At 64.9% G+C, this 12367-nt stretch carries 10 protein-coding genes; all 10 read right to left on the bottom strand.

Annotation, left to right across the window (positions count from 1 at the left end; genetic code table 11):
- Positions 1–286: 286 nt before the first annotated feature.
- Positions 287–1750 carry an NADH-quinone oxidoreductase subunit NuoN gene (gene nuoN, locus AC1IN8_RS14755; protein ID WP_139434261.1) on the bottom strand — a complete coding sequence of 488 codons (1464 nt, stop codon included), beginning with the start codon at positions 1748–1750 and terminating at the stop codon, positions 287–289.
- A 49-nt stretch (positions 1751–1799) separates the two neighbouring features.
- On the bottom strand, positions 1800–3317 hold the full coding sequence (nuoM, locus tag AC1IN8_RS14760; protein WP_139434262.1) for an NADH-quinone oxidoreductase subunit M: 1518 nt from the start codon (positions 3315–3317) through the stop codon (positions 1800–1802).
- A 68-nt stretch (positions 3318–3385) separates the two neighbouring features.
- On the bottom strand, positions 3386–5233 hold the full coding sequence (gene nuoL, locus AC1IN8_RS14765) for an NADH-quinone oxidoreductase subunit L (protein WP_479759390.1): 1848 nt from the start codon (positions 5231–5233) through the stop codon (positions 3386–3388).
- Positions 5230–5538, bottom strand: a complete 309-nt coding sequence (gene nuoK, locus AC1IN8_RS14770) for an NADH-quinone oxidoreductase subunit NuoK (RefSeq protein ID WP_005314891.1) — start codon at positions 5536–5538, stop codon at positions 5230–5232. The genes nuoL and nuoK overlap by 4 nt, the downstream gene beginning before the upstream one ends.
- Positions 5535–6086 carry an NADH-quinone oxidoreductase subunit J gene (gene nuoJ / locus AC1IN8_RS14775; RefSeq protein ID WP_139434264.1) on the bottom strand — a complete coding sequence of 184 codons (552 nt, stop codon included), beginning with the start codon at positions 6084–6086 and terminating at the stop codon, positions 5535–5537. The genes nuoK and nuoJ overlap by 4 nt, the downstream gene beginning before the upstream one ends.
- 9 nt (positions 6087–6095) lie before the next feature.
- On the bottom strand, positions 6096–6638 hold the full coding sequence (nuoI, locus tag AC1IN8_RS14780) for an NADH-quinone oxidoreductase subunit NuoI (protein WP_025327221.1): 543 nt from the start codon (positions 6636–6638) through the stop codon (positions 6096–6098).
- A gap of 7 nt (positions 6639–6645) precedes the next feature.
- Complete coding sequence (nuoH, locus tag AC1IN8_RS14785) at positions 6646–7614, bottom strand: NADH-quinone oxidoreductase subunit NuoH (protein WP_025327220.1); 969 nt, start codon at positions 7612–7614, stop codon at positions 6646–6648.
- On the bottom strand, positions 7611–10340 hold the full coding sequence (nuoG, locus tag AC1IN8_RS14790; protein ID WP_479759393.1) for an NADH-quinone oxidoreductase subunit NuoG: 2730 nt from the start codon (positions 10338–10340) through the stop codon (positions 7611–7613). The genes nuoH and nuoG overlap by 4 nt, the downstream gene beginning before the upstream one ends.
- Positions 10341–10398: 58 nt before the next feature.
- Positions 10399–11787: an NADH-quinone oxidoreductase subunit NuoF gene (gene nuoF, locus AC1IN8_RS14795; protein ID WP_479759394.1), complete on the bottom strand. Its 1389-nt coding sequence runs from the start codon at positions 11785–11787 to the stop codon at positions 10399–10401.
- Positions 11784–12323 (bottom strand): NADH-quinone oxidoreductase subunit NuoE, encoded by a 540-nt coding sequence (gene nuoE / locus AC1IN8_RS14800; protein ID WP_236661542.1) that lies wholly within the window; start codon positions 12321–12323, stop codon positions 11784–11786. Before nuoE ends, nuoF begins: the two co-directional genes overlap by 4 nt.
- Positions 12324–12367: the final 44 nt, after the last annotated feature.

Genomic DNA, 12367 nt, shown 5'->3' on the forward strand with positions numbered 1-12367 from the left:
ACGTGGTAGAGAATCAGAAACCGGCCCCCGTGGCCGGTTTTTTTATGGGCCTTGATCTGACGATGGGGAGGGCAGGCAGAGACGAGCGCGATGGGGGGGCGAGCGGGTCATCCCCGTGCTCGCAGCTCCGTCAGCCGTTTGCTGGAGGATGAGGTACTCCGGACCTGCATTGATTGAGGGACACCGCTCTGGCGCCGCTTCTCAGACGGGCAAGCCGGTTTGGGGCTTGGCGGACATAAAAAACCGGCCATGAGGGCCGGTTTTTCTGTGTGGGCTGTACTTGAGGTTAGCGCAGCACCACGTGCTGGAAGCCCTGCACCAGGCTGATGACCGGCTGGGGATAGATGCCGAGCAGCACCACCAGGATGGCGGAGAGCAGCACCACAAGCCCGCCGGAGGAGAAGGCCCAGTCGGCCCTGGCATCGCGCAGCTGCATGCCGGGTTCGCGCAGGTAGAGGGTGACCATGACGCGCAGGTAGTAGTAGAGCCCCAGGGCACTGCCGAGCACGATGGCGCCGGAGAGCCACCACAGCTGCGCCTCGACGGTGACGCCGATGAGGTAGAACTTGCCGATGAAGCCGAGCGTCATGGGGATGCCCGCCAAGGAGAGCATCATCACCGTCATGACGGCGGTCAGATAGGGGCGTTTCCAGAACAGACCGCGATAGCTGTGCAGGGAGTCCGCATCCTTGCCGCGATAGGGGCTGGACATCATGCTGATGACGCCGAAGGCCCCCAGGCTGGTGAAGAGGTACATCAGCAGGTAGACACCGGCCGCTTCCACCGGCATCTGGCCGAGGCGGCTCGCCACCACCACTGCCAGCAGATAGCCGAAGTGAGAGATGGAGGAGTAACCCATCATCCGCTTGATGTTGGTCTGGATCAGCGCCAGGAGGTTGCCGACCACGATGGAGATGACCGCCATGGCCGCCAGCAGCCAGTGGATCATGGGATCCGAGGTGGCCGGTACCGCCAGGTAGAAGCGCAGCAGCACGCAGAACACGGCTATCTTGCTCACGGTGGCGAGGAAGGTGGCCACAGGTGCAGGTGCCCCTTCGTAGACATCCGGGGTCCAGAGGTGGAAGGGGGCCAGGGAGAGCTTGAAGGCGAAGCCCACCAGCATCAGGCCGAAGCCCCCCATCAGCAGCGGGTGGTGAGCCGGGCTCTGGGCCAGGGTCAGGCCGAGATCGCTGAAGCTCAGGCTGCCCGCCTGGGCATAGAGCAGCGCCATGCCGAACAGCAGGAAGGCGGTGGCGGCGGCGGAGAGCACCATGTACTTGATGCTGGCCTCCAGGGAGTGGCGCTCGCGGTAGGCATAGCCCACCAGGCCGAACATGGGCAGGGTCAGCATCTCGATCCCGATGAACAGCGACGCGAGGTGACGGGAACCCGCCAGCACCAGGCCGCCTGCGGTGGCGATGAGCAGCAGCAGATAGAACTCTTCCCGGTTGTCCGGGTAGCCCTTGAGCCAGGAGCGACCGAAGGTGCAGGTGGCCAGGGCCCCGATGAGGACCAGCCCCATGTAGAAGACCGCGTAAGCGTCCACTTGCAGCAGGGGAGTGACCCCCTGATCTCCCTGGGCCATGACGATGGGCAGGGAGAAGAGCGCCAGGTTGAGACCTGTGATGGTCACCACGAAGGCGGTGTCATCGCAGCGCTTCCAGGCGATGGCGAGCATCAGGGCGACCATGGCCCCCGTGGTCAGCAACAGGGGCAGCAGGGCCAATAGTTGGGCGGCGGTAAACGTCATGACAAGGCTCCCGGCGTGGACAAGGAAGGGGAGAGAGAAGGAGAGGGCATCATTGCAGTGCTCCTGTGGCTGGCAGCGCGTACCAGTGCAGCACGCTCAGCAGGCTGCTGCTGGCGGTGTCGAGCACGGGTTGCGGGTAGAGACCGAGCAGCACCAGCAGGCCGGCTATGGTCAGCATCATGGCCAGCTCCCGTCTGTCCAGGCCCTTGAGGACGCTCTCGTCCTTGGGGGTACCGAAGCAGGCGCGCTGCAGCATGATGAGGGAGTAGACCGAGGCCAGCACCAGGCCGAAGGTGGCGATGATGGTGATGATGGGGGCCACCTGGAAGCTGCCGATGAGGATCAGGAACTCGCCGACGAAGTTGCCGGTGCCCGGCATGCCAAGGGAGGCCACCGAGAAGAACAGCATCACGCCGGGCAGGTAGCGCAGCCGACCCCAGAGGCCGCCCATCAGGCGCAGATCCCGGGTGTGCAGCCGCTCGTAGAGCTGGCCGCACAGGATGAAGAGACCGGCGGCGGAGAGGCCGTGGGCGATCATCTGCACCACGGCCCCCTGCAGGGCCAGCTCGCTGCCCGAATAGATGGCGATCATCACGAAGCCCATGTGGGAGATGCTGGTGTAGGCCACCAGACGCTTGATGTCGGTCTGGGCGAACGCCAGCAGGGCGCCGTAGACGATGCCGAACAGGCCAAGAAGCATGGCGTAGGGGGCGAACTCGGCGGAGGCCTCGGGGAACAGCGGCAGGGTGAAGCGCAGCAGGCCGTAGGCGGCGGTCTTGAGCAGGATGCCCGCCAGGTCCACCGAGCCCGCGGTCGGTGCCTGGCTGTGGGCGTCCGGCAACCAGCCGTGCAGGGGCACCAGGGGCATCTTGACCGCGAAGGCGATGAAGAAGCCCAGCATCAGCAGCCACTGTACCGTGCTGCTCATGGGGGTGTTCAGCAGCTCCTGATAGTTGAAGGTGAAGACGCCTGTGCTGGCGTGGTGGGTCAGCACCAGGCCCAGGATGGCCACCAGCATGATGAGGCCGCTCGCCTGGGTGTAGATGAAGAACTTGGTGGCCGCGTTGATCCGGGATTTGCCGTCGGTGACCGAGTGGCCCCAGAGCGCGATCAGGAAGTACATGGGGACCAGCATCATCTCCCAGAAGAAGAAGAAGAGGAACAGGTCCACCGCCATGAAGACGCCGAGCACGCCCCCCAGGATCCACAGCAGATTGAGGTGGAAGAAGCCGATGCGCTGCACGATTTCCTTCCAGGAGCAGAGGATGGCCAGCACCCCGATGAAGCTGGTGAGCATCACCATCAGGAGGGACAGGCCGTCTACCGCCAGGTGCAATGAGATGCCGAAGCGGGGGATCCAGGGTTGCTGCCACTCGGCCGCCCAGACGGGGAGGCCGGGGCTTGCGAGGGAGAAGTCACCCCCCAGCCAGATGGCACCGGAGAGCACCAGACAGGCGCTCATGGAGAGCAGGGCTACCCAGCGAACGAATTGTCCGCCGAGCCGCTCCATCTGCCAGCAGAGCAAGCCGCCGATAAAAGGAATTAACAAGATCCAGAGTAAGGTCACGATATCAGCTCTCGTCTAGGTTCTAGTCGGGCAGGCCCCGGGCCTGCCACACATATTGGGCTCATGGATCAGCCGAGCAGCAGCAGGGCCAGGATCAGGGCGGCGCCCATCCCCATGGAGGCGGCGTACCAGCGCAGCTTGCCGGAGACTGTCCAGGCCAGCAGCTGGTGACCCCCCTGGGCCAGCACGGCGGGCAGGTTCATCATCCGATCCAGCGGGTCCTTGCCGAGCAAGCGAGTTGTCAGCAGGTAGGGCTTGACCCAGATCCAGTCATAGAGCCAGTCAAAGCCCCAGGCATTGAACCAGAGGGTGCTGAGCGCGCGGCCGACGGCACTCTCGGCGATCCCCTTCTCCAGGCGACGTTCGCCGAGGAACAGGAAGGCGGCGAGCGCAATGCCTGCCACGGCGATGACGCCGGAGAGGATCTCGAGGCTGTGGCGTCCCTCTTCAATATGATCCCCCGGGCCTGCCGGCAGTACCCCGGCGAGCGGCGGCACTATCAATGCGCCAACCCCGGTGGAGAGCACCAGCAGCACCAGCAGCGGCAGCTGGTGGGCCAGGCCGTGACCGGCGTGGGCCTCGGTTTGCGCCTTGCCGTGGAAGGCGATGAAGATGAGGCGGAAGGTGTAGAGGGAGGTCAGGAAGGCCCCACCCAGACCGGCCCACAGCAGGGCGCTCTGGCCACTGGCCTGCACCTGCCAGAGGATGGCGTCCTTACTGTAGAAGCCGGCGGTGACCAGCGGCAGCGCGGCCAGGGCCGAGCCCCCCACCAGGAAGCAGGCATAGACCAGCGGCAGGCTCTTGCGCAGGCCCCCCATCTTGAAGATGTTCTGCTCGTGGTGGGTCGCGACGATCACGGCACCGGCGGAGAGGAACAAGAGCGCCTTGAAGAAGGCGTGGGTCATCAGGTGGAAGATGGCCCCTTCCCAGGCGCCGACCCCCAGGGCCAGGAACATGTAGCCAATCTGGCTCATGGTGGAGTAGGCCAAAATCCGCTTGATGTCGGTCTGGACCAGGGCGGCAAAGCCTGCCAGCACCAGGGTGATGGCACCGACCAAGGCCACCAGATGGAGGATCTCCGGGGCCAGCAGGAACAGACCGTGGGTGCGGGCGATGAGGTAGACACCGGCGGTCACCATGGTGGCCGCGTGGATCAGCGCCGAGACCGGGGTCGGGCCCGCCATGGCGTCTGCCAGCCAGGTTTGCAGCGGCAGCTGGGCTGACTTGCCGACCGCGCCGCCGAGCAGCATGAGGCAGGCGAACGACAGGGCAGGGGAGCCCTCGGCAAACATCGCGGGGGCACGCACCAGCAGCTCGTGGATGTTGAGGGTGCCGAGCTCGCGGTAGAGCACGAAGAGCCCGATGGCGAGGAAGACGTCGCCGACCCGGGTCACCACGAAGGCCTTGAGGGCGGCGGCGCCGTTGGCCGGGTTGCGGTAGTAGAAGCCGATCAGCAGGTAGCTGCACAGCCCCACCCCTTCCCAGCCGAGGTAGACGAACAAGAGATCATCGGCCAGCACCAGGAACACCATGCTGGCGATGAAGAGGTTGGTGTAGGTGAAGAAGCGGGAGTAGCCCTCTTCCCCGCGCATGTACCAGGAGGCGAACAGGTGGATGAAGAAACCCACCCCGGTCACCACCCCGAGCATGGTCAGCGACAGCCCATCCAGCGCCAGACGGAAAGTGGGGGTGAAGCTGCCCACCGACATCCACTGCCACAGGGTCTGGGTATAGACGCCGCCTTCCGGCATGTTGCCGAGAAAGTCGATGCCAACCCAGAGCGTGGTCAGGGCCGACAGGCCTATGCTGCCGACACCGATGAGTGCCGCGCTGCGCTCGCCGAGACGGCCGATGGAGAAGGCCAGCAGCAGCCACCCCAGCAGGGGGAACAGGAAAGTCAGGTATAGGAGGCTCATCCGCGCATCTCGCTCACAGTGTCCACGTTCAGGGTGTGGTAACGACGATAGAGCAGCAGTAACAGGGCGAGGCCGATACTGGCCTCCGCTGCCGCCAGAGAAATCACCAGTATGTACATGATCTGGCCGTCGGCCTGGGCCCAGCGGCTACCCGCCACCACGAACGCCAGCGCGGACGCATTCATCATGATTTCGATACTCATGAGGATAAACAGCAGGTTGCGGCGGATCAGCAGACCGCACAGCCCGATGCAGAACAGGATGGCGGCCAGCAGCAGACCGTGCTCCATTGGGATTCCATTCATGACTGACCTCCTTCCTGGGATGGGCGAGCTGTGGGTTTGGGGACGGAGAGCACTTCCCCGCTCTTGTCTTCACGGCCAAGGTGATAGGCGGTGACCAGACCCGCCAGCAGCAGGATGGAGGCGAGCTCCACCGCCAGCACATAGGGGCCGAACAGGGCTATGCCGACCTCCTTGGCGCTGACGTCGGTCAGTCCGAGTTCACCGCCGGTGACCCCGAGAATGCCATGGGCCAGGAAGCCGAGCAGGATGAGGGAGAGCAGGGCAGGCCCACCCCAGGTCATGGGGGTGAGCCAGTTGCGCTCCTGATCCTGGGCGGACCCCAGGTTCAGCATCATCACCACGAACACGAACAGCACCATGATGGCGCCGGCGTAGACGATCACCTGCAGGGCGCCAGCGAAGGAGGCCCCCAGGCAGAAGAAGATCATGGCCACGGCGATGAGGGAGATGATGAGATTGAGCAGCGCATGCATGGGGTTGCTGGTGCTGATGACCCGCAGCGTGCTGTAAACGGCGACCAGGGCCGCGGCATAAAATGCCAGTTCCATGATTGACTCCTAGGGCAGCAGGCTCTTGACATCGATGGGCTTGGCTTCGTTCTCGGCATCCCCTTTGGGCTTGCCGTCGATGGCCATCCCGCTCATGCGGTAGAAGTTGTAGTCCGGGTATTTGCCGGGGCCGCTGATCAGCAGATCTTCCTTCTCGTACACCAGATCCTGGCGACGATACTCACCCATCTCGAAATCCGGCGTCAGCTGGATGGCGGTGGTGGGGCAGGCCTCTTCACACAGGCCGCAGAAGATGCAGCGGGAGAAGTTGATGCGGAAGAACTCCGGGTACCAGCGACCGTCGTCCCGCTCCGCTTTTTGCAGCGAGATGCAGCCGACCGGGCAGGCCACGGCGCACAGGTTGCACGCCACGCAGCGCTCGTCACCGTCCGGATCCCGGGTCAGCACGATGCGGCCACGGAAACGGGGGGCGGCATAAACCTGCTGCTCCGGGTAGTTCAGGGTCTCGCGGGGGCGCCAGGCATGGGAGAAAACCATCCCCAGACTGCGCAGTTGGGTGCCAACACCCTTGATAATGCTCGTAATTTTCATTGGTGCCTCACTGCACGTTCATAAGCACGACGGCGCCGGTTACCAGCATGTTGAGCAAGGTAAGCGGTAAGCAGACTTTCCAGCCAAAGGACATCACCTGGTCAAAGCGCGGGCGGGGCAGGGAGGCCCGCAGCAGGATGAAGAACACCATGAAACAGGCGGTCTTCAGGGCAAACCAGATGAAGGGCGGCAGCCAGGGGCCGTGCCAGCCACCAAAGAAGAGGGTCACGATGAGGGAGGAGATCAGCACGATGCCGATGTACTCGCCCACGAAGAACAGACCCCACTTCATGCCCGCGTACTCGATGTGATAGCCGTCGGCGAGCTCCTGCTCGGCCTCCGGCTGGTCAAACGGGTGGCGGTGGGTGACGGCAACCCCGGCAAACAGGAAGGTGATGAAGCCCAGGAACTGGGGGATTACGTTCCACAAACCGGCTTGCGCTTCCACTATATCCCGCAGGTTGAAGCTGCCGGTCTGGATGACGATGCCCATGAGCGACAGGCCGAGGAACACCTCGTAGGAGAGGGTCTGGGCCGAGGCGCGCAGGCTGCCGAGCAGGGAGTACTTGTTGTTGCTCGACCAGCCGGCGAACAGCACGGCATAGACAGCAAGCCCTGCGATGGCCAGGATGTAGAGCAGCCCCACGTTGAGATCCGCCACGCCCCAGGTGGGGGTGATGGGCACCACCGCAAACGCCAGGATGAAGGCGGTAAACGCGATGATGGGGGCCAGCACGAAGATCCGGCGATCCGCGAACGGCGGTATCCAGTCCTCCTTGAAGAACATCTTGACCATGTCGGCCGCCAGTTGCAGCAGGCCGAAGGGGCCCACCCGGTTGGGGCCGTACCTGTCTTGCCAGAGCGCTAGCAGACGGCGCTCGATGAAGCTCATGAAGGCGCCAGCCCCCACGATCCCCACCAGCACGATCAAGGCTTTGCCTACCTCCAGCAACAGATCGATCAGCTCATTGCTCATGCGATGGCCTCCTGCAAGTCAGTCACATAGGCCTGGTGCAGCGCGGTCGGCAGACCATGGGCCCCCAGGGGCAGGCCGAGCAGGCCTGGTGCCAGCCGCTCGCTGATACGCAGGGTCAGCCGCCAGTGGTGACCCCCCCAGGAGAAGGCCACCAGATGGCCGGCATGAAGGGCCAAACGGGCGGCGTCGGCCGGGTTCAGCACCAGCTCGGGGTCCCCCATGCGGGCCTGGATGACGGGGCTGCGGGCGGAGAGCTCGTCGCCACCGAACAGCTGGTCATAACTGACCACCTGCAGGGCTGTTTCTGCCCTGAAGGGGGCGGGAATGGTGTCGAACCAGCCGAGGGACTCGCTGCCTGGCTCCAGCAGACGACGACCGGGATCGCCGGCCCGCAGGTTGCCACCCACCTCGTCCTGGAACTTGTTCCAGGCAGAGGGGGAGTTCCAGCCCGGTGCCCAGGCGAACGGCACCTGTTGCAGGGGCTGGCGGGCGCCGGCATAGCCTTCCATGGAGAAGGCGAACGGGGAGTCGGGATCTTGCGCCACACGGGGCTCGCTCACGTTCTGATCCGCCAGCATGGAGGTGCGGCCGCTGTAGCGGTGCGGCTCGCGAGCGAGCTTCATGCCGCGGATGCGCAGTCCCGCGTTGGGGGCGGCTTCGCGCATGGTGACCAGCAGCGGGGCAGAGGCGGCGCAGGCTGCACTCACCTCGTCGAAGGTGCTCCAGCGCGGGGACTTGCCGTCCAGCATGCCTTGCAGCGCGGCCAGCCAGCGCCAGCCCTCGCGCACCTGGATGTCGGCGTCGTAGAAGGCGGGGGCATAGACCTGGAAGAAGCGCTGGGCGCGGCCTTCCATGTTCACCACAGTGCCATCGGCCTCCGCGAAGCTGGCGGCAGGCAGCACCAGGTGGGCCTGCCGGGCGGTGCCGGTGTCCTGATGATCCACTACCAGCAGATGCTGCAGGCGCTTGATGGTGGCATCGACCCGGTTGCGGGGGGCGCGGCGATAGAGATCGTTCTCCAGGGTGATCAGCGCAAGGGACTCGCTCCCTTCGATGCGCTCGAGGGCGGCTTCCAGCGGGGCGGCGTTGCCGGCCAGCATGGCCAGCCCCAGGCTGTTGGCCTCCTGGGCCACCAGCGCCAGCTCCACGGCCTGGCCGCGACCCTTGAGGGCGTGAGCTATGTTGCTGGCCGCCTCGATCAGCGCCTGGTTGCGGGCACCATTGCCTGCGATGATGAGGGGCTTCTTGGCATTGCCGAGCAGCTCGGCCCAGCGGCTGGCTTGGGCCAGCTGATCGACGTCCAGATCCTGCGGGGCAGGGGCCAAGCCGTCGAGCAGGTGGGCGATGGCAAAGCCGAGGCGGGCCTGATCGGCGTGGGGGGCGTGCAGTGTATCGGCGGCCACGTCGTCGAGACGGGTCTGATCCAGGCTGGTGATGAGCAAGGGGTAGCGCTCATTCTGAGCCAGCGTCTGCACCGCGGCGACCTGCCAGAGATCCACCTTCAGCTTGCGGGCTATTTCGCGTCCCTTGCCCTTGACCGCCTGGCGCAGGGCCAGGGCGATGCGGGCGGCGGTCTGGGTGACATCTTCACCCAGCACCAGGACGGCGTCTGCCTCTTCCATGTCGCGCAGGCTGGGGGTACGTACCCCGCCCTGGTGCAGCACATGCAGCATCTTCTGCAGGCAGGCCCATTCGCTCTGCTCGACGCCTGCGTAGAAGTTGGCGGCGCCCACCAGCTCGCGCAGGGCGAAGTTGCTCTCGAGCGAGGCGCGCGGCGAGCCGATGCCGATGATGCCGCTTGCGGTGCGCAGGGCATCGGCGGCGCGGTTGAGGGCGCCATCCACCGTGATGGCCAGCTTGTCATTGCCATCCTGCAGCAGGGGTTGGCGCGGGCGGTCGGCCTGGTTGACATAGCCGTAACCGAAGCGGCCACGATCACAGAGGAAGTAGTGGTTCAGGGCGCCGTGGAAGCGGTTCTCGATGCGGCGCAGCTCGCCGTAGCGCTCCCCCGGGCTGATGTTGCAGCCGACCGAGCACTGCTGGCAGATGCTGGGGGCGAACTGCATGTCCCACTTGCGGTTGTAGCGCTCGGAGTGGGTCTTGTCGGTGAAGACGCCGGTGGGGCAGACCTCCACCAGGTTGCCGGAGAACTCGCTCTCCAGGGTGCCGTCCTCGACCCGGCCGAAGTAGACGTTATCGTGGGCGCCGTAGACCCCCAGATCCTCGCCGCCGGCGTAATCCTTGTAGTAGCGCACGCAGCGATAGCAGGCGATGCAGCGGTTCATCTCGTGGTTGATGAAGGGGCCGAGATCCTGATTCTGGTGGGTGCGCTTGGTGAAGCGGTAGCGGCGGCTGTTGTGGCCCGTCATCACCGTCATGTCCTGCAGGTGGCAGGCGCCACCCTCTTCGCACACCGGGCAGTCGTGGGGGTGGTTGGTCATCTGCCACTCCACCACCGTCTTGCGAAACTCCTTCGCCTCTTCGTCCTCGATGGAGATATAGGTGCCATCGGTGGAGGGGGTCATGCAGGACATGACCAGGCGGCCGCGCTTGTCGTCGGCATTCTGGTACTGTTTGACCGCGCACTGGCGGCAGGCGCCGACGCTGCCGAGCGCCGGGTGCCAGCAAAAATAGGGGACGTCCAGACCCAGCGACAGACAGGCTTGCAGCAGGTTGTCTGCCCCGTCTACCTCGAACTCTTTACCGTCTACATGAATGGTTGCCATACAACTTCCCTGAAACCTGTTTTGTGAAATCGGCTATTGCCCGATGCGTCCTGGCGTATTACCAGCGCTCGCCCAGCAGATTGGGCTGGATACCCTTGAACAGCTTGTGATTGTCATGGGGGGCCTTGACCCCGGCCTCGAACTCGGGCCGGAAGTACTTCATGGCACTGCCAAGGGGCTCGACGGCGCCGGGGGCATGGGCACAGAAGGTCTTGCCTGGCCCCAGGAAGCTGACCAGCTGCTCCAGGGTGGCGAGATCCTCGGGTTGCCCTTCGCCTCGCTCCAGGGCCCGCAGGATCTTGACGCTCCAGGGCAGGCCGTCGCGGCAGGGGGTGCACCAGCCGCAGGATTCGCGGGCGAAGAACTCCTCCATGTTGCGCAAGAGTCCGACCATGTTGATGCTGTCATCCACCGCCATGGCGAGGCCGGTACCCATGCGGGTGCCCACCTTGCCGATGCCGCCTGCGTACATCTGGGCATCCAGGTGCTCGGGCAGCAGGAAGCCGGTGCCGGCGCCGCCAGGTTGCCACGCCTTGAGGCGATAGCCGGCCTTCATGCCGCCTGCGTACTCTTCGAACAGCTCGCGGGCTGTGATGCCGAACGGCAGCTCCCAGAGGCCGGGGTTGTTCACCTTGCCGGAGAAGCCCATCAGCTTGGTGCCGTGATCTTCCGACCCCGGCAGCGCCAGCCCCTGATACCAGGGGACGCCGTTGCCTATGATGGCGGGCACGTTGCACAGGGTCTCGACGTTGTTGACGCAGGTGGGCTTGCCCCAGACGCCGGAAACGGCGGGGAAGGGGGGTTTGGCCCGCGGGTTGGCGCGCCGTCCTTCCAGGGAGTTGATGAGCGCCGTCTCTTCGCCACAGATGTAGCGGCCGGCGCCGGTGTGGACGAACAGCTCGAAGTCAAAACCCGAGCCCAGGATGTTCTTGCCAAGCAGCCCCGCGGCCTTGGCCTCTTCCACCGCGCGGCGCAGGTGGATGGCGGCATCCACGTACTCGCCGCGCAGGAAGATGTAGCCGCGATAGGCCTTGAGGGCCCGGGCACTGATGATCATCCCCTCGATCAGCAGGTGGGGCAGCTGCTCCATCAGCAGCCGATCCTTGTAGGTGTTCGGCTCCATCTCGTCGGCGTTGCAGAGCAGGTAACGGATGTTCATGCTCTCGTCCTTGGGCATCAGGCCCCACTTCACCCCGGTGGAGAACCCGGCGCCGCCGCGCCCCTTGAGGCCGGCGTCCTTGACTGTGCTGACGATCTCATCCGGGCTCATCTGGCCCAGTGCCTTGCGGGCGGCCTCATAGCCCTGCTTGGCCTGATACTCCTCGAGCCACACCGGCTGGCCGTCATCCCGCAGCCGCCAGGTGAGGGGATGGGTCTCGGGGGCGCGGGCAATGCGGTTGGCGGTGCCGAGGGAGGCGAGTGTCTTGCTGCCTGGCTGAATGCTCATGGGTAAGCCTCCAGGGTTTTCAGCAACGTCACCGGATCGAGTCCGCCATAGGTGTCGTCATCGATCATGATGGCCGGCCCCTTGTCGCAGTTGCCGAGGCAGCAGACGGGCAGCAGGGTGAAGCGGCCATCCGGGGAGGTCTGGCCGGGGGCCAGATTGACGACCTCTTTCAGACCGGCCAGCAGCTGCTCGTGGCCGTTGATGTAGCAGACCATGCTGTCGCAGACGCGGATGATGTGGCGCCCCACCGGCTGGCGGAAGATCTGGCTGTAGAAGGTGGCGACCCCCTCCACGTCGCTGGCGGGGATGCCGAGTTCGGCACCGATGGCGTGAATGGCGCCGTCGGGCACCCAGCCGCGGGCCTGCTGCACTATCTTGAGCGCTTCTATGCTGGCGGCACGGGGATCTTCGTAGTGGTGTTTCTCATGTTCGATGGCATCGCGCTCAGCCTGGCTCAGGACGAAATCGCCCTGTTTGCTGCTGCATGCCCCTTGCCCTTGGGGGGTCTGGTTATTGTGACACTGACATTGGCTCATGACTTGACCTTTTGTGGCTTTTCCCTTTACTGCGCGTCTTGCCC

The sequence above is a fragment of the Aeromonas sp. 130281 genome (assembly GCF_056642115.1).